The sequence below is a fragment of the Chitinophaga sp. G7 BAM 1005 genome, from assembly GCF_057126945.1.
The window spans coordinates 1744391-1764224 of the sequence record NZ_CP181478.1; the positions used below are offsets into that span (position 1 = coordinate 1744391).

A 19834-nucleotide genomic window follows, 5' to 3' on the forward strand; every position below is an offset into this window, starting at 1 on the left:
GAAACACCCGGCGGAGGAAGGTACATTCGTGTTATTTTTTTAACCTTAAACTATTTTATTATGAAAACAGATGTGCAATTAAGGGAAGACATATTAGATGAATTAATGTGGGAACCCCTGTTACGTCCGTCAGAGATTGGAGTAACGGTAAAAGATGGTATCGTTACACTTTCCGGCTATGTGAGTGATTACAGTAAGAAACTGGCTGCTGAAAAGACAGTAAAGAGAGTAAAAGGAGTAAAAGCTGTAGCCGAAGATATCGAAGTACGGTTACCTTATGGAACACAAAAAAATGATGAAGAAATTGCCCGGGAAATAGTAAATGCGCTGAAATGGAATATCGATGTTCCGAATGACAAGATATCCGTGAAGGTGGATAACGGATGGGTGACGCTGGATGGCGAACTGGAATGGCAGTACCAGCGGGATGCCGCAAAGAATGCTGTTAAGAATCTGTTAGGTGTAAACGGAGTGATTAACCTGATAAAGCTCAAACCGGCATTGAACTCACAGATAATTAAAAGCAATATCAAAAAAGCATTGGAACGTAACGCTGATCTGGAAGCTGATAAAATTACGGTCGATGCTTCAGACAGTACGGTTACTATAAAAGGCACGGTCCATTCCTGGAGTGAAAAGGACGAGGCGGAAAGAGCGATCTGGGCAACCCCTGGTGTTGCAGAGGTAATTAATCAGCTGGAAATAAATGCATAAATCGACATGCCATAGTTTTATCCTTAAATTAACCGGATATATTCCTTCTGACTATGATTGTGGCCAGCCGTAAAAAATGATTATGGACACAGCTACGCAGGACTGGTTTTAGCAGAGCTAATTGCTCCTGCAGTGAAAATTGAAACTCGCAAAATGAAGATGTAAAGAGTTTTTCTGTCCGGATTTTTGCAGCTATGCTGATAATATTTTGCGGAGAGTCAATATACTCATGCCCATTACCTATTCATGAATTATTCAATAATAAAAAAATTGGTATGGAACAGATATTTGAGAACAAAGTGGCCATTGTAACCGGTGGCAGTTTTGGAATTGGCCAGGCAACAGCCCTGGCTTTCGCCAGGAGAGGTGCGAAGGTGGTTATTGCAGACTGGATAGAAGATAAAGAGCAGGCTACGTTAAAGCAGATTAAAGCTGCAGGAGGAGAAGCCCTGTTCGTGAAATGTGATGTTTCGAAGGCCGGGGATATAACCGCAATGATGGATGCCACTTTTTCTGCCTATGGCCGGCTGGACTTTGCGTTTAATAACGCAGGCATCGAAGGTGTGTCTGCGTCAACGCAGGAATGCACCCAGGACAATTGGGAAAGAACGATTGCGGTTAATCTTACCGGCATCTGGTTATGTATGAAACATGAGCTGCCTCATATGCTCAAACAGGGGAAAGGTGCTATTGTCAATTGCGCATCCGTAGCGGGGCTGATTGGATTTACGGAACTCCCTGCATATGTGGCGAGCAAGCATGGCGTGATTGGTCTTACGAAGACAGCGGCACTGGAGAATGCGAAGCTGGGGGTACGTGTTAATGCCGTATGTCCGGGGGTAATAAAGACAGCTATGGTAGACAGGATTACCGGAAACGACAAGGTAGTGGAACAGCAGTTCATGAATATGGAGCCGATAGGCCGGTTTGGAGACCCGGCTGAAGTGGCGGAGGCAGTTGTTTGGCTATGCTCAGATGCGGCCTCCTTTGTGACCGGGCATGCAATGCCGGTTGACGGAGGATGGATTGCTTCCTGAAATCTATATTGATCAGTAGTGCTGTTAAATATGATTTCTGTCACAAAAAGACATGATGCCCCTCATTTATTTCCCTGATCAAATAAGCTTTCTTTGAAAAAAGTCAAAGATGTCTGATTATTCCACCAGGTCCTCTAAACACGATGAAGAGGAAGCAACCGGAGCCATTAAGCAATGGGCTTACCCGCTAACAGATAAAGATAGTCTCGATCCTTTATTTGAGCGGATCGGCGACGCCCGGATCGTGATGCTTGGTGAAGCATCTCACGGAACACATGAATACTACAACTGGCGTAGTTATATTTCCAGGCGGCTGATTGAAGAAAAAGGATTCAATTTTATTGCGGTGGAAGGGGATTGGCCTGATTGCTACCACTTAAACAGGTATATAAAGAATTATGTGGAAGAAGGAAAGGGCGCATTCAAGGTGCTTCATGCTTTTAACCGGTGGCCAACCTGGATGTGGGCCAATTGGGAAATTGTGGCATTGGCAGACTGGCTACAACAGCACAACCAGGCGTTACCTTTAAATAAGAAGGTAGGATTATACGGGCTGGATGTATATAGCTTGTGGGAGAGCATGGAGAATATTATGCAATACCTTGGGAAAACAGATCCCCAGGCACTAAAAGTTGCGGAGGAGGCATTTAAATGTTTTGAACCTTATCGACACCAGGATGGTCAGTCCTATGCAAGGGCAACTCAATTCGTACCGGAACTATGTGAAAATGAAGTAGTCCATTTGCTAAAGGAGATCCGTGCCAAACTCCCCTCTTACAATACAGATCATGAAAACGTATTCAATGCAGAGCAAAATGCCCTGGTGATGGTAGATGCGGAAAGATACTACCGCGCAATGATTCATGGTGGTCCCCATTCGTGGAATATCCGTGATGATCATATGGCTCAAACACTTGACCGGCTCCTGAAACTGCATGGTGAAAAAGCCAAGGCTATCATCTGGGCACATAACACACATGTCGGGGATGCCCGGGCAACCGATATGAGTAATGAGGGTATGTATAATATCGGAGAGCTTGCCAGGTTGAAGTATAATGATGATAATGTTGTGTTGGTAGGCTTTGGTTCTTATAAAGGCTTCGTAATCGCAGGCCGTAGTTGGGGGGCATCCATGCAAAAAATGGAAGTTCCTCCTGCTTCCAGGGGATCATGGGAACATTTGTTGCATACCGCCAGTAGCCAAAATAAATTATTGATAATGAATGATTTTCATCACGACGTCTTCATGGAAAATCATATCGGCCATCGCGCAATCGGCGTAGTTTACAATCCGCAATATGAAAAATATGGGAATTATGTTCCTACCATACTCCCTTTACGGTATGATGCTTTTATTTATGTGGATGAGACGACTGCCCTGCATCCTTTGCATATCCAGCCGGATGGTCACCAGATGCCGGAAACATTTCCATTTGGGGTTTAATAATATATCTGACAAAGGAGAAATTGTAAACATAAACTTTATGAGAAGTTGTCAGCCTGTTTTTTGGTTGGATTATCTACACGCGATTTTCGTATTCTTCCCTTAGTTTAGAAAGGTAATAGATCACCTCTGCATCTGTCACCTGCTGAAAGTCATCATAAAAAGCTCCGACTCCCGCAAAAAACTCCGGTACATGTAATACTACGAGATCATCAACTTCTTTTGACAGCATTGCATAGGCGTTTTTTGAAGCTATCGGAGCAGCCACTACGATTTTAGCTGGATTGGCCTTACGTAACATTCTGACAGTGGCCAATAAGGTATTCCCCGTTGCAATGCCATCATCAATAACAATTACTGTTTTTCCACTGATGGATTCCGGCTGGCGGTCGCCCAGATACATCTGGTACATTTCCCGTAATCGCTTGCGTACACGGATAGTGGCCTCCTTAATATAAGCAGGAGAAACTTCTTCATGCGGCACAATATAGCTGTCTGTGAGGCTGACAGCGCCAATTGCATATTCTTCATTGGCAGGGTGGCCAATTTTTTTGGTAAGTACAAGACTAAGCGGCAGACTCAACTCTTTAGCTACTATATAGGCAATTGGTACTCCACCCCTGGGAACTGCCAATACCAATCCCTCTGGTTGTTCTTTATATTTTTTTAACAGAGGAACTAATTTATGAGCTGCTATAATTCTATTGCCAAACATAACTTTTACATTTAGTTGAACAGATCAGATTTGCGTATGCGCCTCGAGATATAGATTAAACCAGATTGCGGTAGCTTCAGCTACTTCTTCCATGGACTTGTCTTCCTCGAACAAATGCCCGGCGCCTTCTATTATAAGTAGTTTTTTAGGCCCCTGCAACCGTTCATAGGCAAAACGGTTATATGTTATTACTTCATGATCCAGACTACCAACAATAAGCAATGTAGGTATTGTTATTTGTGATAACACATTTGCTGCAAGATCCGGTCTTCCACCCCGACTGACTATTGCACGAATATGCGGCAAAGAATGGGCAGCACTTAAAGCCGCTGCAGCTCCGGTGCTGGCGCCAAAGTATCCTATTTTGTAATTTTGGGTGTGCGAAAAATTCTCCACCCATTCTGTAACGCCGATGAGTCTGTTGGCCAGCAATTGTATATCAAACCGCGTATAATAATGTGCCTCATCTTCTTCTTTTGTAAGCAAATCGAATAGCAACGTTCCAAAATTGTATTCCTGCAATTGTAATGCCACTGCTTTGTTGCGTGGGCTGAATCTGCTACTGCCACTTCCATGACAAAAAATGATGATAGAGTCTGCTGTTTCAGGAATTGTTAATTCACCTTCCAACATTTTATTGCCTATCGGGATGCTCACTATGTCATCAAAGCATTTCATAGTTCAAATCTATCAAAGCATATCATTTTTATTAGTGATGGTTGTCAGATATACTGATGATTTTCATCATTGTGATTTGTATCAGGCAAATGGCTGACTCATGTCACATATGATGAGACATTAACTTAGGAAGTTTGTAAATGTATCGAAATGTCAGGATAGTGAAAATATCAGGAAGAATACCTGTATTAACAAAATAAGATTAAATCAGAATGAAAATGAAATACTATTTCAGCAAAAAAGTAACAGGAAGTTTCGAAGAAGTCATTCAACGGGTCACCAATGCGTTAAGCAAAGAGGGATTCGGCATATTGACAGAAATTGACATCAAAGCTACTTTAAAGAAAAAGCTTGGTGAAGACTTCTATAACTATAAAATATTGGGTGCATGCAACCCGCCATTTGCCTACAAGGCATTGTTGACGGAAGATAAAATTGGTACAATGCTGCCCTGTAATATAATTGTTCAGGAAAAGAAGCCTGGTAGCATTGAAGTCTCGGCAATAAATCCGATAGTGTCTATGAAGGCGGTATTAAACAAAGATCTGCGCAAGATAGCAACTGAGATAAAAGATAAATTAAAAAAAGTGTTGGAGCAGTTATAATTACCAACAAACAGCAGCTCAGTACACTCAATTGAATGATTGCCTGTATTCAAGAGGTGACCGGCTTGTTTTGGACTTAAAAAGCTTGTTGAAGGATTGTGGATGTTCAAATCCTAATTGGTAAGCTATCTCTGCTACAGATAGTGAGGTAGTGGTTAACAGGTTTTTTGAATGCTCGATCACCTTGTGCTGAATGTATTGTTGTGTGGTCATCCCGGTAATTGATCCCAACAGGTCGCTGAGGTAACGCATGGATAACTGCAACCGCCCGCAAACATACTGCACGGAAGGAAGCCCATTTTTCAGCCCTTTATTTTCATTGAAGTACTTGTTCAGTAAATTATCCAGGGAATTCACTATTTCATTGTTAATGCTTTTGCGGGTAATGAATTGACGGTTGTAAAACCGGTTGCTGTAATTCAGCAGCTGCTCTATTTGCGAAATGAGAATAGACTGACTGAAAGCATCGATGTTATTTTCCAATTCCGCAGCTATGGCTGCAAATAAATTACTGATCATGCCTTTTTCCCTGTGTGATAGGAATAGCGCTTCCGAAGTAGAGTAGGAAAAGAAGCCATAATTGTCGATGAGATTATTAAGTGGATAGCCTCTGATAAAGTCAGGATGAAAAAACAGGGCATATCCCTCATAGCTTAATATATCATCCGGCGAAAAAACAATTTGCCGGGGTTTTATAAATGCCAGACCGCCTTCTTCAAAATCGTAATGTCCCTGGCCATATTTCACTTGTCCGCTAAAAGCCGTTTTAAAGGAGATTTTATATAGATCAAGGCAGATCTTCTTTCCCTTTTCAATATGGCCCATTTGGACCTGGCTATAATCGACCAGGCCGATCAAGGGATGTAAGGGCTCCGGTTGCCCCAAATCGCGCATCAGTTCTGAGATGCTGCTGATTATACAGATGTCTGGCGTTGATTGATACATACTACTCCTGTTGTATAAACGAATATACTAATTCTGGCGGGCGGGACGAATAACAATATCGCCCACTTCAACATCGGCAGGCTGACTAACAGCATACACCACGGCGCCGGCAATCGCATCCGGGCTAATGGCCAGCTGTTCCATAGCAGAAGCTACGGCTTCCCGCATCTGTGGATTTTTCATGTTGCGGGAGAAGTCAGTTTTTACAACGCCCGGCGAAATACCTGTTATCCGGATGGTACCGTCGGATTCCTGGCGGAAGGCTTCTGCAAGGGTCCGCACGGCATTCTTTGTTGCGGCATATACACCCTGCGTGGGTACAATCTTTATTCCTGAAGTGGAAATGATGTTAACAATATGTCCGGATTGCTGCTGCCTGAAAACAGGCATCGCCGCTGCTATGCAATATAGTACTCCTTTCAGGTTGATGTCAATCATATCTTCCCAACCTGCTACATCCAGTTCATCTATACGGCTTAGCTGAGCCACGCCGGCATTATTCACAAGCACATCCAGGCGGCCATATTTTGTCATAGCGGCTGCTATCAATTGAGCGGCATCAGCCTGATGTCTTACATCCATCATTACGGCTGTTGCTTCACCTCCTGTATAATTGATTTCCTTGGCTACGGCTTCCAATAATTCCTTTCGGCGACCTCCAAGAACAACCCTGGCGCCCAACTTTGACAAATTAACTGCGATTGCTTTTCCAATGCCACTGCCTGCTCCTGAAATAGCAACTATTTTACCTTCGATCAGATTACTCATGATGCTGATATTTATTGAACTACAAAACTGTTTTATTTTGCTCAGTCGTAAATAGCCTTATTGGTAAATGTTGTAGTCAGGTTGGTAATTGGAGCTGTAGGAAATTGAAGATAAGTTCCCGGGTACGATCAATACCCGGGTTAAATAAAGTTATTCTGGTTCAGGTACATAGATCAGTTGCATTTGCAGACTGTCCTTACCTAATACGCCGCTAAAGCGGAAATGTTTGTGGCCCAGTTGTTCTAGTGTTCCTTCAAATCCGTTTTTATAGCCTGCGGGGTATCGCCACTGTACCTTGATATGCCTGCTTTTTTCATCGAGATAATAAGTGCCAATATACCTGCTGTTGTAATGATTGAATTCAAGTACGAAGTCATCCTGCCAGTCCATATACACAGTGGTAAGCAGACTGTCTGTTTGCTGTTTTACCTCCCTGGGTTTTCCATTTATCCTTAATTGTTCTACCCGGTATTTTCCGGTAAGTTCCGGATGCCTGTCGGGATACCGATAAGTGGCCAGTAATAATAATGGTATTGTGATCACCAATATTCCCAATAGCCATTGCGAACCTTGACCAACTTTTAACGGGAGGGCATCAGGGCTGCGGAAAAAGAACGTGATCAACCAGGGCAGGTATTGCATAAGGAGGTACAAGACGCCAGACATGAGTATAAGTGCATGTAATAATACCCAGGTATGCAAATGATAGAAGATATCGATAAGGATAATATTGAGCAGAATCGGGATTATTACTATTAATCCTAAGAGCCTTGTTCGTTTAAGCAATAACAATAAGGATCCGGAAATCTGGGCAATGGCTATTGCTACAGTAAAGGGATACGAGCGTCTGAAATAAGCCCAGGTCAGAGTTTCCCCATCCAGGCTGTTAAAGGGCATATCAAGCATGCCAAGTATGACCACCATTTGCAACCTGCAGATCTTCTGCCAGCCGAAAGAGTACAGGTCAAATGCCAGGAGGTAAAGGATTATTGCAGTAAAGAATGCCTTAGTCCGGTCGGGGGATCTGAAATATCCAACGCAACCGGTAACAAGACTTATAGTCAACATCAAAAATGATATTCCCCATACGGCAACAGGAGGGAGCCAGGTGGCGGCATATCTGGCCAGTAGCCTGTAAATTACAAACGCTGCCAATAAACCTGCGATAGTGGACGCGATAATAATAGGACCAAATTTTAGTTTTTTCATAATAATGCTTTTGCAGCAATAATAGCCATGAGCAATCGTTTTACTGCCCGTTTGTATCCAGTCGCACCACTATTTTGCGAAATTCTCCCGGTGTTTGGCCCGTGAGCTTTTTGAATGAAGTATTAAAAGCTGTTTTTGAATTAAAGCCGGCTTCGAAGCCAATAGCCAGTATGCTTAAATGCTGATGCTCTGCCGAGTATAGCAACTCTTTGGCTTTGGCTACCCTGTATTGATTAATATATTGATAAAAGTTTTTCTCAAACCCGGTGTTCAGCAGATATGAAAGTTCATGTACGCCGATTTTCAAATAATCAGCCAAACCGGGCAGGCTAAGATCCGGATCAGTATGGGGTTCTTGTTCTTTCATCAATGTTTCAAGTTTTACTTTGTAGCTGTTAAGTTCCTTATTATTTAACCTGGGTGCAGAAATGGCCGCTTGCGGAATAACCCGTTGCCTGATTATATAATAGGCAGCAACATTGGCACATACGAGGTAAAGAAAGCTGTTGATGTTATACTCAGATAATGGTCTTATCCATGAAGTAAGCAGGTATACAGCTATCATTATCCCTACAGTTATTACCAGGTATTTAAGCCAGGAGGTGCTGTGCTGACTGATAAGTACTAAACGAAAGCCTGCGATCCAATAAAGTACGAGCTGTAATTTTATACTTATTCCCACCAACAGTCCTGCTCCCCTTGGTAAATACATGTTTAAACCAGCTAGCAGGCATATAAAGATCAGGGCAGGAATAAAATGTAAAGAACATTTCCAGTTAACAGCGGCGGTTGGTGTGGTAAAGTGCATTACAGACAGATATAACGCCGGCGCCACGGCAAAACGGGTTGTTTCTAGGGAAGGAATCAATAAAGGATACTGATTATGGATAGAAGACCTTTCTGCCAGGAAAGACAGCATGGCAAAACCTGCGAACAGGAAGAAAATACCCATCCAGCGGTTAGCAAGACTATGCATGTTGATCGCGTTGCTCACCAGTATGAATGAGAGTAGAAACAGACAGCCACATGTCAGATATCCTAATAACAAAGTTAAATTTTAAAAGGAGATGCAGAAGAAGTATAAATCCATAGATTTCTGAATATTTTCCTACTTGATAATTTTGTTTTTTGTTAAGGGTAGGGGTCTATTTCCTGAAGGAACTTGAACGAAGTTGGAGGTCATTTGAACAAGCCTGCCACACAAATAATATTATCTTTCTGCTCTAAGGGCATTCTCGCCTTTAAAACTATTTTAAACCTGACAAACACTATGTACAGATTTGTTATCATGTTATGCTTCCCCCTGGACTGTACACCCTTACCCATCAGCTGTTACTCAAATCCTTTAATATCGACAATGACACGCTAAAGTATACGATAGAGGCACTAATACTACCGGATGACACCGGCTGGCTGCCTTCAAAAATGCCGGTGATCCAATCGGTTTCCCCCAACAATAAGAACTATGGCAGCTTTGACCATTGCATTGGGTTCCAGGTGGAGCGGAATAACACTTTTCAAAACAATAAAAACTCATCGGGTTCAGTGACTATATCTTCTCGAACTTATTCATCCATCACTAAATGTGTGTGGCAGGTATCGCAATTTAAAAAATCAACTGCTTTTGTTTAAATTGGCTTTCTGATATAATATCAATCACCAATCAGGATAAATGAACAAGAACAGCGCTTTAAAAAAAGGCGCTGTTCTTTTTTAATTTTAATTAGTAGCATTCTATTTGAATTGGAGATATAAGGAAATAGCGCATCCCTGTCAATAGACCTTTCATCGTTAGTGGTTTTTTGTTTTTTCGAAGACTTTTAACAAATTAAATCGAATGATGTTTTGGATACTTGAAGAAATAAGAGTAAGTTGGAAATTCGTTTATTCCTGGCAACTTTAATGCCTGGGCGCTTGTATCTATAAATAATAATAAAAGAAGAAAGAATTATGGTAATTGTATCCAGTTTCGCAGAATATCAAGCGTATGAGGGTAAAGAAATAGGTAGCTCTGAGTGGCATAAAATAGACCAGGAACAGATCAACAAATTTGCGGATGCAACACTGGACCATCAATGGATCCATTGCAATGAGGAAAGAGCAAAAAGTGAAGGACCTTTCAAAACGACTATTGCTCATGGTTATCTGACATTGGCGTTAATTCCTTATTTGTGGAAGCAAATTGCAGACATCCGGAATGTTAAAATGGAGATAAACTACGGTATAGAGCGGTTTAAGTTTGGTCAGGCGGTGTTTGTGAACGACGAAGTACAGTTGAAAGCGAAACTCAATTCCATCGTCGATTTAAGAGGAGTTACCAAAGTGGTAATTGGTGCTACGCTTAGTATTAAAGGCAAGGCGAAGCCGGCTTATACAGGTGATGTGGTATTTTTATACCATTTTTGAGGCAGTTTCAATACTGCATCTATCCGAATCACAAAAAAGGGCGTGATAGTAATGTAGAACGTAGCACCTCATTCCAGCTTATTCTTTTTATTTCCTGGTGTGACGCCTCAAATACCGCTTCTGCAGTTTGTGCTGTCGTTAATCATTTCTGTGGTTTTTTGTTAAATCAAAATGGAAAGATGCAATGAGACAGTGCAGGAGTGGTGCGAAAAGATAATAATAGCGTAATATTCGGCTGCTATATTTGCAGTTATGCAAATGGATGACTGGAATGACCAGGACTTATGGCAACGCATCCAGCAGGATGACAAGGCGGCGTTTGAATCCGTGTACCGTTGTTTTGTTGAAGTAATCTTTGCCCTGGTATTTAAGCATATAGATAACCGCAATGATGCAGAAGATGTAACCCAGGATGTTTTTTTAAGCGTATGGGAACAACGGAAGCAAATTGTATTGCAGAAAAAGATCTTCTCCTACCTATATAGTGTAGCCCGTTATAAAACATTCCGTTACAACCGCGATAAGGGACGGACAGATCTGTACCAGCGGCAATGGGAACATTTCCTGAACCTGGACCAGTCGCCTGGCGCCACCCCCGAAGTTTTCGTGAAAGCAGAAATGCTCCGGCTGGAAGCCAATATGAGCAAGGAAATAGAGAAATTAAATCACTAATGCCTATTACATCCATGATCGAAAAATGTTTTCTGGTTAAGGTTTTTAGAGGAACTGTACTAATTGTAACTGACCTTAAATGAATTGACTAACATGACTTGGAGAGATACTATTTTGACTGCTGCTATGACTTGAAATACGTTGATAATTGCGCGTAAATCAAATCCCGCTGAAAATGGGCGACTGCAGCGGGTTTGCGCCGAAAAAAGGCGCCGGTTCACCACTAAGTTCCTGCGGAAAATAGCCCCTGTTTTTAAACAGAAAAGCATGAAATTCAATGCTTTGAACTTCATGCTTGGCCTCTGTTGGTCGGGTTGACTGGACCAATTTCGAACCAGTATTTGGAGGATTTGAGGGAAATTCAGCGACTTAAGTATTTACTTCCATCTTCCCCACAAAAAAGTAAGTTGATATAACCTCTGCTATCAGGATTGGCCCCGGATGGCTTTTGATGATTGTCAGAACTGTCTTTCGAACTCACGGACTTTCACACTCAACCCGGCAACGGAGTTCCTGTTGAAACGTAACCCCGGCAATGCCTTCCGCAGAACAGCAGGAAACGTCCTGGGAGGGTCAGGTAACTCAGTTGTGTATTACTTTGAGCTTTTTTACTAAATTCGGCGACGGGTTACTGTTTCCGGTACATCGAAAATACGAGATCAGTCAGCAGTAAGGCTATCTAAACCTTTAACAACAAAACAATACATTAAATTGAAAGAGGCTATTGATACATATTTAAGTGCAGTCAAGGCACTTTGTCCCATGGTGACAACTGCTGAATTGGACTATCTGATAAGTGGCTTGACAGTTTCTGAACTAAAGCCAAAGCATTTTTACATGCACGCAAATACTGTTCAAAAAGAAATAGGATTTGTGTTTTCAGGCTTATTGCGGGCATTCTATATTGACGATAAAGGCGATCAGATTTCAGTGAATTTTGTTCGGGAAAACCGGTATGTAACTCATTATCCTACATTCATCACTCAAACTCCCAGTAAATATTACTTTCAATGTATAGAGCCAACAATTGTTGTCAACCTTGGATACAACCATATTCAAGAGGGTTACAACAGGTTTCCAATTTTGGAACGATATGGCAGATTGGTAGCAGAGGAAGCTTTGAAAATTCAACACAGAAGAATTGAGAGTTTTTTGTTTGATACTGCCGAAACCAGGTACCTCGATTTCATAGAAGGAAATCCCGATTTGTTCAACAGGGTATCTTTATCTTACTTATCATCCTACCTTGGTATAGAGCGACAATCTCTAACCCGGATAAGAAAAAAATTGACGCATTATTGATTTTGACACTTTTGTGTCAGGTGCGGCTTCCAAAGTGCGACTACTTTTGGTTTGAAAATAAACCAACATAAAAATGAAAGTAGTCATCTTCGGTGCTACAGGTTTCGCTGGTAATGCCATTTTGAAAGAAATCTTAGCACAAAATCATCAGACAACCATATTAGTGAGAAACAAATCCTCGGTTTCGATCAACGACAAAAGGCTGACCATCATTGAAGGCAATGTCATGGACAGAAAGAAGGTCTCGGAAATATTGGAAAATCAAGACGCAGTAATTCAATGTCTTGGCACCGGTGGAAAGGACGTTAAACCAACATCTTTTATTTCTGATGCAACAAAAATAATTGTTGAGGAGATGGAAAACACAGGTGTTAAACGGCTGCTGGCAATGAGTAATATCGGAGCAGGAAATAGTATAGGTTATAATCCCTGGTACTTTACCAAAATCATTCTCCCCTACTTTATGAAATGGTTAAAAGTCGTTATTGACGACAAGAACCGCATGGAACCAATGATCATGAACAGCCGGCTGAACTGGACTATTGTTCGCTGTCCCAATATTGTAGACAAACCTGCAAAAGGAAGATGTCACGCAACTTTAGATGGTAAAGGACTAAAGCTATCCATTACTTTAGGCGATTTGTCAAAGTTCATGGTTCAGCAATTAACGGACGCAGGCTTATCCAGACAAGCGCCTTCAATAAGCAATTAGCGGCAGGCAGCTATTTTTCTTAATTATTCATAGATCATAACAATGAATGTAATAACACAAAAAGCTGAAATAACAACCAGCATTGGAAAAATTTCAGTTTATATAAATAAAACCACATCCGGCAAACTACCACTTGTTTTCTTACACGGGATATATTTAGATCACCATCTCTGGAACAAACAATTGGAAGAAATAAAAGACCGCACCGTAATTGCTGTTGACATGCCTATGCATGGCGATAGCCGGGAAAATATCAAGCCAAATTGGACCCTGAATGATTGTGCGAATATGCTGGTTGAGATTTTAGATAGCTTACAAATCCCAAGAGTCATTGCAATTGGACATTCATGGGGTAGTATGACAATTTTGAGAGCTGCACATAAACACCCTGAACGGTTTGAATCTATTGGATTGTGTAATATGTCTTTTCTGGCAGCAACAAAAAAACAAAAAGCCACCTTCGGTTTACAACATTCCATGTTAGTGTTAAGAACTTTTTATATAAATCAGTCTGCTAAGACGATGTTTGGTAAAACGTCACTAAAAGAAGATCCTTCCTTAATAAATCAGCTTAAACGGCCAATGAGCATCTTGTCTAACAAGCAAATCAGGCAAATTGACAAAGCTGTTTTGATCGATGCAGAGGACGCTACTAACTTAATAAAAACATTGAAAGTTAAAGCCATTGCATTAAAAGGCGAAGAAGACTTTGTGCCAACACCACCCAATATTGAAACAATAATAGTTAAAGGTGGACATATTAGTCCTTTAGAAAAAACGATGGAGGTTGCTAATTTAATCAGCAGACTACTTGAGTGGGACTAACGTGAAGATTAGCAGCCATCCTATGTGGCAAATGCTACTTATCATAAAAAGATATTTCTTAATGCTTAAAACTGAATATAATGACAAAGCAGGTTCAATACACATCAGCATTTACAATTGTTGAGGGTAAAATTGAAGAATTTAAAAGGATCATGCATTCAATCATTGAATCTGTTGAAAAAAATGAACATGACCTGAATGCTTATCAGGTTTACCTTAATGCTGAAGAAAACAAAGCATTTATTGTTGAGTGGTTTAAAAATTCCGAGGCTATTTTAATACATTTAGCAAACGTAGGACCTCTATTTCCCGAACTCTTAGCGGTAGCACCAATTGTGCGCTTAGAAGTTTTTGGTGACTTAACGAAAGAGGCAGAAGAGGCACTAAAATCTATTGGCGCAAACATTTTTAAATACCATGAAGGATTTATACGTGGAGACGTTTAATTGTATTGAGGGTAATCCTAAGAAAGGAAAGACTTGGCCGCGAACGGTGTATTTGAACCGGTATTTTTAACGGGAAAAGTATTTGAGTCAATCCCGCTCCTTAACAGAATTCAAAAAAGGATAAAATAAGTAAGACATCAAGTAGGCTCACTTATTACTGGCACAGGAAGCTTTAGGGTTATTGTCTGAACCCTTTTAGATTTTGCCTCTCGCAGTTCGAACCCACAAGTCTTTCTTTAGCAATAAATTGTATAAGAAGGCGAATGCGATATTAATTCCATTAAACTAAAAACCCTTCAAATCCAACGATCTGAAGGGTTCCTTTTTTATAGTCGGGATGACAATACGACCGGGGGCCCAATCGGGCGCGGGTTTCCGCGGAAAAAAGCATTGGTTCACCAGTTAGTTCCTGCATGTTTTGTGTTAAAAAAAAACTGCTTGAAAATGCTTTCTGTCGGGCGACTGTCAGACCAATAGTATTCTCAGAAAAATGGAAGTCAAAAGTTTAGGGTCAGTAACCAGTTGGTTTCACCACTTAGTTCCTGAGCTTTTTGTAAAAGAACTGCGTATGTAAGATAATACAATTTGATATTAATTCGTACATGGGATGCCGGTATCTGTAGGCGGGCTTATTGCTGAAGGGACAGCTGAAAATATGCAGCCGTCAGTTTGGTTGATCAAGGCAGTAAGATCACCTAATATTGCACAACGGTCTTGGTATTTCTACTGCCGTACAGTTGGACTGCATATTGCCGCTTAATTTTTTTGCTCTTTCCCTCAGCTTTTGTAAAAGATCGTCAACTTTCTATACTTTTTTTAGCCGTAATATCCAGCTAAGCAACTGGTTTATATACTCCAACCAATTGCGTATTTTTTGTTATATTACAGCACCCTAAAATATAAACATGCGCATAGACATTTATCCCGCCGTTGTATTGATCGGATTCTCCACAGCAGGAAAATCAACATTTCTGAAACGTGCTTCCGAGGCTTTTGGAGATCGTATCCAGTGCCTGGATTCAGATAAATGGATCACTCAATCCTTTGAGAAGGAACACATCTTCGAAATATTCATGCAGCAGGGCCGCGATCTGGCTTTACAACAAATAGCTGAGAAGGAAAACCGTTTCCTTGATACTTTCAGCCAACCGCAATCCCGGCCAACGCTGATTGCTGCGGGGCCGTTCATTCCGATGCAGCGATCCTGGACAGCATATGTAGCTAAAATCCGACCTTATATTATACACCTAAGCATAAGCCCTGAGGATGTTTATGAAGGCTTAATGCATAGAAGACGGCAACATGCAACCATAGTAGACGCCGGACACGAGCTTTTTGGTAGCTGGGATAATGACGTCACTACCACCTGGAACGGGAGCCGCTATATTCAACTACCCAAAGAAGTCGCCATTGAAAATATTTCACGCGTAATGGCAGCCGTAGTACCTACATATCACCAGTTCCAGCATATTTCATTCCCCGGCGGTCAGCATGCCGATCACCAAGCCATTGAGGAAGAGATTTATACACGATTAGGAATTAATTAATGACTCGGAACATCCCACAGGGCTCTTCACAAACGCAACAGTATGTTATCAGATTTGAAGTTAACATCGTTATCGAAGATTATCTTTGGACAGTCAACTTTTCTCCAATTATCAACAACAGAGTATTGGACATAATAATGAAAGCCCTCCAGGACCTTTCGGAAAATGAATATTGGAAAAGGGAAAATCATTTAATTAAGCGTAAGTCTAGTCGGCCGCGAAAAAGTCTCCATCAAGTCAAAAATGATAATACAGACCGGGGACTTTCAGATCAAATTTGAGATTAGTCACAAGATTATGTTATGAGCTATAAAGAAATATTAATGTGCCTGAATGTCGATAATTGGGAGTTTTCTTAAAATGATTTTTATAGTCTATGTTTCAAATACATCACAATCTATGAGTAGATATTCGACATTACAGATGATGCTTCAAGAGTTAGATGAAATGAATAGTAAAGTTGAAACTACTTTGGCAGATAATAGAAATTGGTTTGTATTTGGCCCAATAATCTGCCGTAAGTTCCTTAATCAGGCACATTCATTCATGCTGATTTTGCAAAAAAATTTAAGCTCAAACAGTACTGATATAAATAATGAAAGATTTGATGTATCATCAATTTGGGCACTGATAAGAGTGCTGTTTGAAACACACGCAACCTATTTTCATTTATTTATGCCATGTGATAATATTGAGGAGAATATTTTGAGATTTAGATTATGGGAATTAGATAGTACTAAATCGTTGATTAGATTCAGACGACAACATATTGAAGCAGAGATGAGTGAAATGATCGAGTGGTTATCCCAGAGCGAAGAGAGATGTAGAAATGCTATTCATAGCTTGGGATATTTTAACGGCCTTGATGAGAGAACAAAAGGTTTTTTATTGGACAAGTGTTGCTGGAGATTTAGCAGTGAGAGCTTATTGAGATCCAATAAAAGATTATCGTATAATGAACTGATAAAAAATACGGGAATTGATGAAAGCCATTTTTCTGACTTTTATGAATATGCTTCTATGCATGTACATGCATCCTATGGCGGAGTTAGGCAAAATGCGGGGTTAAGTAAGCGGAATATTGAAGAAATGTTACATGTGGCTATAATGCAAGGCTGTTTTGTGTCTTCTTTTTTCATACATGATTTAAAGGCAAGGTATGTAGAAGCGGGTGAACATTTTTCAAAAATGAGTGAATTGAACATCCGTGTTATTGATTCTTTTGTACGTCAGGGGAGAACTTAATGTAACCTGTCCTTATTAAAAAAATAAAAATCAATAAATGAGCACTTTCGTAAACCCAGAAGTGTTAGTAGTTTGCTCTGAGCATTTTAATCGGATCGCTATGCTTCATTGCTGGTGTGATTATTGTTTTTTTTATTACTTAGTGCGTCTTTAAAAGCTCGGTCAATATTCGTTTTGATTTGCGGAAACGTTTGAATAGCGTCAGTAAAGGATTTCATAGCAAGCGGGCGATTTCCAAGGTTCCAGTGAGCCATGCCTAAATAGAAAAGATAATTAGCTCTTTCTTTTTCTTTGGTAACATCGAATGCCATGTTAAGTTCATCAATACACTTTTGCCAGTCACCAACGCTAAAATAAGCCAATCCTGCTTTAAAATACTTCGATATCCGGTCCTCGGTAGTTATGGTGGCTTTAATAGCAAATTTCGGCAATATGGTGTCAATAAAGTCGACCTCATCACCGTAAAAGATTTGAGGACGTGGAAGGCCGCATTCTTGTCTGCTGTAGACAAATCCGAAAGCAGCCTGCTTTATGTGGATCGCGGCAGCACTGCCATCTTCTGATCCTCCGAAAAAATGTATAGAATATGCTCCATCCCTGGCATTGCCATGTCCCAATGGATGAGGACCTGTTCCTAATAGCACAAATGGCTGCCGATATATGGCATTATACATACGATATTGAAACCTGGCATCAAATATTACAAAAACCTTAAATCCACCGACCGATGCAACTGCCCCTTCCTCAATAACATAATCCATAGCAGCTGTCATCTTTGAAAAGAGCGGTGAATCAATTTCCGTTGTCACGGTTAGACGAAATTCTTCGAACTCTATAAATATGCCATCGGAACTCTGACGTCCATTTTTGTTGTTTTTTTTCTTTGATTTTGGTTGCGGCTTTTTTGGCAACATGTCCATCATAAAGCCTTGAAAAAGCTTAAATGCTTCGTTATCACCCAAATAACAACTGTGTACTTCACCACATTCGTTGTTCTTGAATTTGTACAGCAGATTAGGCGATCCAGTGCAATAAAGAAACTCGGTCTTGTATTCTGACAGCTTATGATACTTCTTCAAAACTTCTATAATATTGGCAGCTGTGATGTTTGTCCCTATCTCTTTAAGAGCGTCTTCAGCATAGCTAATCTCTCCAGCATAGGAAATAGTTGCATTGCCGTCTAAAATTACAGTTTTCAAAACACCGTCGGATGGCTGCGTTTTCTGTGCTTTTACCTCATGATAAGGATAAGTTAGCTTTGTATCGCTAACGACTGCAAGTTTACTTCCGTCTTTCCGAGCTACTATTAATGACATTTTGTTAACTATTTACTTCTTTCAAACTTCTGATCATAAAATGTGATAAAGCAGATGCCATGTTTACTGCTAATTCAGCATGACGTGGAGAGGGCCTTGCCTGATTGGGTGCAGCTCCGTGTGCATCCCCTAAACGATTGCGTAACCCTGCTATTCCATCTACGATATTGACTGCTCCACGCAGTAGAGTCTGAATTGAGGTTTGTGTATGTTGATCTGGAGCCATATTGAGCGCTCTTGCTGCATTTTTGTATAGTTTACAATAGGAACTCCCTGGGCCAATGTAACAGTAGTAGCGAAAGTGTACCTTGCCATATAAAATGTTAGTGGCATATTAACTTCGCAAATTTCCCCTATCATCTTTAGTTTGTCGTTCAAAACTTGATTGCACACATATGGAAATACTGTTTTGTAGTCATCGTGTTTTAATTCAAAATATTTTTTGATTAAGAGTAGAGGTGTCTGAAGGAGAGGGACGTTAGCGGTTATATTGCTTTTTTTTCTTACATAGGAAATCCATATTAAATTATCCTTACCCTTGTAAACTTGATCTGGTGACAGCTGCTGAACATCAATTGGTGACATGCCGGTATAACAACAAAAGATAAAAATATCCTTAACAAGGTTAAGCATCGGGGCGTGAAAGCATTTATTTTCTATCATTTTTAATTGAGTCCAATTAAGCCAACGTTGCTCGAAACGTTTTTTCCTTATTCTAAAAGAGGAGAAAAGGTTCCGGTCAACATAACGCATTTCATAAGCCCATAGTGCAACCTTTTTTAAGCGCTCCAAATGTTTCATACATCCATTGTTAGTACAAGGATCGTTGGGTTTAATTGGATGCAATAGAATAAAATTCCTAAATTCTTCGATAAAAGAGTAAGTATAATGGTCCCCGAAAAAAGGTCCGGTATTTAAGATAGAAAAAATCATCTTAAATTGCCAAAGTAATGACTAAAAAGAGCAGACGTAAATTTACCGGGGACTTCAAAGCAAAAGTTGTATTAGAAGCCCTGAAGGAACGCAGCACAATTGAGGAGCTGGCGAAGAAGTATGAGCTACACCCAACACAAATAAACACGTGGAAACGGGAAGCTGCCGCGAAATTGGCTGGAGCATTTGACTCTGACGCTCCCACCAGCAATAGTGAAGACCAGGAGGCACAAATGGAGAAACTATATGCCCAAATCGGTCAATTGAAGGTGGAGAATGATTTTTTGAAAAAAAAGTTGCGGTGAAGTCACTAGT

At 40.6% G+C, this 19834-nt stretch carries 22 protein-coding genes; 13 read left to right on the top strand and 9 right to left on the bottom strand.

Annotated elements, in window-relative coordinates:
- Nucleotides 1–60 precede the first annotated feature (60 nt).
- The 3 genes from ACMXI2_RS07065 to ACMXI2_RS07075 all read left to right on the top strand — a co-directional run bounded on the left by ACMXI2_RS07065 (nucleotide 61) and on the right by ACMXI2_RS07075 (nucleotide 3195).
- The gene (locus ACMXI2_RS07065; RefSeq protein WP_483780998.1) at nucleotides 61–714 is read left to right on the top strand and encodes a BON domain-containing protein; all 654 of its coding nucleotides are present in this window, start codon (nucleotides 61–63) and stop codon (nucleotides 712–714) included.
- 275 nt (nucleotides 715–989) lie between these two features.
- Nucleotides 990–1751 (top strand): SDR family oxidoreductase, encoded by a 762-nt coding sequence (locus ACMXI2_RS07070; RefSeq protein WP_483780999.1) that lies wholly within the window; start codon nucleotides 990–992, stop codon nucleotides 1749–1751.
- A gap of 109 nt (nucleotides 1752–1860) precedes the next feature.
- Nucleotides 1861–3195, top strand: a complete 1335-nt coding sequence (locus ACMXI2_RS07075) for an erythromycin esterase family protein (RefSeq protein WP_483781000.1) — start codon at nucleotides 1861–1863, stop codon at nucleotides 3193–3195.
- Nucleotides 3196–3271: 76 nt separating this feature from the next.
- On the opposite strand, the gene ACMXI2_RS07080 is transcribed toward ACMXI2_RS07075, so the two are convergent.
- Both ACMXI2_RS07080 and ACMXI2_RS07085 read right to left on the bottom strand, forming a co-directional pair.
- Nucleotides 3272–3910 carry a phosphoribosyltransferase gene (locus ACMXI2_RS07080; protein WP_483781001.1) on the bottom strand — a complete coding sequence of 213 codons (639 nt, stop codon included), beginning with the start codon at nucleotides 3908–3910 and terminating at the stop codon, nucleotides 3272–3274.
- A gap of 24 nt (nucleotides 3911–3934) precedes the next feature.
- The gene (locus tag ACMXI2_RS07085) at nucleotides 3935–4588 is read right to left on the bottom strand and encodes a dienelactone hydrolase family protein (RefSeq protein ID WP_483781002.1); all 654 of its coding nucleotides are present in this window, start codon (nucleotides 4586–4588) and stop codon (nucleotides 3935–3937) included.
- A 218-nt stretch (nucleotides 4589–4806) separates the two neighbouring features.
- Between ACMXI2_RS07085 and ACMXI2_RS07090 the strand changes: the two genes are divergently transcribed.
- Nucleotides 4807–5193, top strand: a complete 387-nt coding sequence (locus tag ACMXI2_RS07090; RefSeq protein WP_483781003.1) for a DUF302 domain-containing protein — start codon at nucleotides 4807–4809, stop codon at nucleotides 5191–5193.
- A gap of 27 nt (nucleotides 5194–5220) precedes the next feature.
- Here the strand turns inward: ACMXI2_RS07090 and ACMXI2_RS07095 are convergent, their stop codons facing one another.
- The 4 genes from ACMXI2_RS07095 to ACMXI2_RS07110 form a co-directional block, all read right to left on the bottom strand.
- Nucleotides 5221–6138, bottom strand: a complete 918-nt coding sequence (locus tag ACMXI2_RS07095) for a helix-turn-helix domain-containing protein (RefSeq protein WP_483781004.1) — start codon at nucleotides 6136–6138, stop codon at nucleotides 5221–5223.
- A gap of 27 nt (nucleotides 6139–6165) precedes the next feature.
- Nucleotides 6166–6906 carry an SDR family oxidoreductase gene (locus tag ACMXI2_RS07100; protein WP_483781005.1) on the bottom strand — a complete coding sequence of 247 codons (741 nt, stop codon included), beginning with the start codon at nucleotides 6904–6906 and terminating at the stop codon, nucleotides 6166–6168.
- A 150-nt stretch (nucleotides 6907–7056) separates the two neighbouring features.
- Complete coding sequence (locus ACMXI2_RS07105) at nucleotides 7057–8115, bottom strand: hypothetical protein (protein ID WP_483781006.1); 1059 nt, start codon at nucleotides 8113–8115, stop codon at nucleotides 7057–7059.
- A gap of 40 nt (nucleotides 8116–8155) precedes the next feature.
- Nucleotides 8156–9091, bottom strand: a complete 936-nt coding sequence (locus tag ACMXI2_RS07110; RefSeq protein WP_483781007.1) for a helix-turn-helix domain-containing protein — start codon at nucleotides 9089–9091, stop codon at nucleotides 8156–8158.
- 974 nt (nucleotides 9092–10065) lie between these two features.
- Here ACMXI2_RS07110 and ACMXI2_RS07115 point away from each other — a divergent pair.
- The 8 genes from ACMXI2_RS07115 to ACMXI2_RS07150 all read left to right on the top strand — a co-directional run bounded on the left by ACMXI2_RS07115 (nucleotide 10066) and on the right by ACMXI2_RS07150 (nucleotide 17270).
- Nucleotides 10066–10521, top strand: a complete 456-nt coding sequence (locus tag ACMXI2_RS07115) for a MaoC family dehydratase (protein ID WP_483781008.1) — start codon at nucleotides 10066–10068, stop codon at nucleotides 10519–10521.
- A 252-nt stretch (nucleotides 10522–10773) separates the two neighbouring features.
- Nucleotides 10774–11193, top strand: a complete 420-nt coding sequence (locus ACMXI2_RS07120; RefSeq protein WP_483781009.1) for an RNA polymerase sigma factor — start codon at nucleotides 10774–10776, stop codon at nucleotides 11191–11193.
- Between the two features lie 711 nt (nucleotides 11194–11904).
- Nucleotides 11905–12495: a Crp/Fnr family transcriptional regulator gene (locus ACMXI2_RS07125; protein WP_483781010.1), complete on the top strand. Its 591-nt coding sequence runs from the start codon at nucleotides 11905–11907 to the stop codon at nucleotides 12493–12495.
- A 73-nt stretch (nucleotides 12496–12568) separates the two neighbouring features.
- A complete protein-coding gene (locus ACMXI2_RS07130) occupies nucleotides 12569–13207 on the top strand; it encodes an NAD(P)-dependent oxidoreductase (protein ID WP_483781011.1) in 639 nt (212 codons plus the stop codon).
- A gap of 42 nt (nucleotides 13208–13249) precedes the next feature.
- Complete coding sequence (locus tag ACMXI2_RS07135) at nucleotides 13250–14032, top strand: alpha/beta fold hydrolase (RefSeq protein WP_483781012.1); 783 nt, start codon at nucleotides 13250–13252, stop codon at nucleotides 14030–14032.
- 80 nt (nucleotides 14033–14112) lie between these two features.
- Nucleotides 14113–14478, top strand: a complete 366-nt coding sequence (locus ACMXI2_RS07140) for a hypothetical protein (protein WP_483781013.1) — start codon at nucleotides 14113–14115, stop codon at nucleotides 14476–14478.
- 905 nt (nucleotides 14479–15383) lie between these two features.
- Nucleotides 15384–16025, top strand: a complete 642-nt coding sequence (locus tag ACMXI2_RS07145) for an AAA family ATPase (protein WP_483781014.1) — start codon at nucleotides 15384–15386, stop codon at nucleotides 16023–16025.
- Between the two features lie 399 nt (nucleotides 16026–16424).
- Nucleotides 16425–17270, top strand: coding sequence for a DUF5677 domain-containing protein (locus ACMXI2_RS07150; protein WP_483781015.1), 846 nt, complete (start codon nucleotides 16425–16427; stop codon nucleotides 17268–17270).
- A gap of 98 nt (nucleotides 17271–17368) precedes the next feature.
- On the opposite strand, the gene ACMXI2_RS07155 is transcribed toward ACMXI2_RS07150, so the two are convergent.
- The 3 genes from ACMXI2_RS07155 to ACMXI2_RS07165 are packed head-to-tail and all read right to left on the bottom strand — an operon-like array spanning nucleotide 17369 to nucleotide 19519.
- On the bottom strand, nucleotides 17369–18586 hold the full coding sequence (locus tag ACMXI2_RS07155) for a tetratricopeptide repeat protein (protein WP_483781016.1): 1218 nt from the start codon (nucleotides 18584–18586) through the stop codon (nucleotides 17369–17371).
- A gap of 4 nt (nucleotides 18587–18590) precedes the next feature.
- On the bottom strand, nucleotides 18591–18812 hold the full coding sequence (locus ACMXI2_RS07160; RefSeq protein ID WP_483781017.1) for an abortive infection family protein: 222 nt from the start codon (nucleotides 18810–18812) through the stop codon (nucleotides 18591–18593).
- Nucleotides 18746–19519, bottom strand: a complete 774-nt coding sequence (locus ACMXI2_RS07165) for a phage integrase SAM-like domain-containing protein (protein WP_483781018.1) — start codon at nucleotides 19517–19519, stop codon at nucleotides 18746–18748. Before ACMXI2_RS07165 ends, ACMXI2_RS07160 begins: the two co-directional genes overlap by 67 nt.
- 17 nt (nucleotides 19520–19536) lie before the next feature.
- Here ACMXI2_RS07165 and ACMXI2_RS07170 point away from each other — a divergent pair, with 17 nt between their 5' ends.
- Nucleotides 19537–19824 (top strand): transposase, encoded by a 288-nt coding sequence (locus tag ACMXI2_RS07170; protein WP_111580750.1) that lies wholly within the window; start codon nucleotides 19537–19539, stop codon nucleotides 19822–19824.
- The last annotated feature ends 10 nt before the right edge of the window (nucleotides 19825–19834 follow it).

What these genes read in the sequence shown, in the direction of transcription:
- ACMXI2_RS07150 (WP_483781015.1), top strand. Translation starts at nt 16,425, where the DNA reads ATGAGTAGATATTCGACATTACAGATGATGCTTCAAGAGTTAGATGAA.
- ACMXI2_RS07070 (WP_483780999.1), top strand. Translation starts at nt 990, where the DNA reads ATGGAACAGATATTTGAGAACAAAGTGGCCATTGTAACCGGTGGCAGT.
- ACMXI2_RS07145 (WP_483781014.1), top strand. Translation starts at nt 15,384, where the DNA reads ATGCGCATAGACATTTATCCCGCCGTTGTATTGATCGGATTCTCCACA.
- ACMXI2_RS07085 (WP_483781002.1), bottom strand. Translation starts at nt 4,588, where the DNA reads ATGAAATGCTTTGATGACATAGTGAGCATCCCGATAGGCAATAAAATG.
- ACMXI2_RS07165 (WP_483781018.1), bottom strand. Translation starts at nt 19,519, where the DNA reads ATGATTTTTTCTATCTTAAATACCGGACCTTTTTTCGGGGACCATTAT.
- ACMXI2_RS07115 (WP_483781008.1), top strand. Translation starts at nt 10,066, where the DNA reads ATGGTAATTGTATCCAGTTTCGCAGAATATCAAGCGTATGAGGGTAAA.
- ACMXI2_RS07075 (WP_483781000.1), top strand. Translation starts at nt 1,861, where the DNA reads ATGTCTGATTATTCCACCAGGTCCTCTAAACACGATGAAGAGGAAGCA.
- ACMXI2_RS07160 (WP_483781017.1), bottom strand. Translation starts at nt 18,812, where the DNA reads ATGGCTCCAGATCAACATACACAAACCTCAATTCAGACTCTACTGCGT.
- ACMXI2_RS07080 (WP_483781001.1), bottom strand. Translation starts at nt 3,910, where the DNA reads ATGTTTGGCAATAGAATTATAGCAGCTCATAAATTAGTTCCTCTGTTA.
- ACMXI2_RS07090 (WP_483781003.1), top strand. Translation starts at nt 4,807, where the DNA reads ATGAAATACTATTTCAGCAAAAAAGTAACAGGAAGTTTCGAAGAAGTC.
- ACMXI2_RS07135 (WP_483781012.1), top strand. Translation starts at nt 13,250, where the DNA reads ATGAATGTAATAACACAAAAAGCTGAAATAACAACCAGCATTGGAAAA.
- ACMXI2_RS07065 (WP_483780998.1), top strand. Translation starts at nt 61, where the DNA reads ATGAAAACAGATGTGCAATTAAGGGAAGACATATTAGATGAATTAATG.
- ACMXI2_RS07095 (WP_483781004.1), bottom strand. Translation starts at nt 6,138, where the DNA reads ATGTATCAATCAACGCCAGACATCTGTATAATCAGCAGCATCTCAGAA.
- ACMXI2_RS07140 (WP_483781013.1), top strand. Translation starts at nt 14,113, where the DNA reads ATGACAAAGCAGGTTCAATACACATCAGCATTTACAATTGTTGAGGGT.
- ACMXI2_RS07120 (WP_483781009.1), top strand. Translation starts at nt 10,774, where the DNA reads ATGCAAATGGATGACTGGAATGACCAGGACTTATGGCAACGCATCCAG.
- ACMXI2_RS07155 (WP_483781016.1), bottom strand. Translation starts at nt 18,586, where the DNA reads ATGTCATTAATAGTAGCTCGGAAAGACGGAAGTAAACTTGCAGTCGTT.
- ACMXI2_RS07130 (WP_483781011.1), top strand. Translation starts at nt 12,569, where the DNA reads ATGAAAGTAGTCATCTTCGGTGCTACAGGTTTCGCTGGTAATGCCATT.
- ACMXI2_RS07110 (WP_483781007.1), bottom strand. Translation starts at nt 9,091, where the DNA reads ATGCATAGTCTTGCTAACCGCTGGATGGGTATTTTCTTCCTGTTCGCA.
- ACMXI2_RS07170 (WP_111580750.1), top strand. Translation starts at nt 19,537, where the DNA reads ATGACTAAAAAGAGCAGACGTAAATTTACCGGGGACTTCAAAGCAAAA.
- ACMXI2_RS07105 (WP_483781006.1), bottom strand. Translation starts at nt 8,115, where the DNA reads ATGAAAAAACTAAAATTTGGTCCTATTATTATCGCGTCCACTATCGCA.
- ACMXI2_RS07100 (WP_483781005.1), bottom strand. Translation starts at nt 6,906, where the DNA reads ATGAGTAATCTGATCGAAGGTAAAATAGTTGCTATTTCAGGAGCAGGC.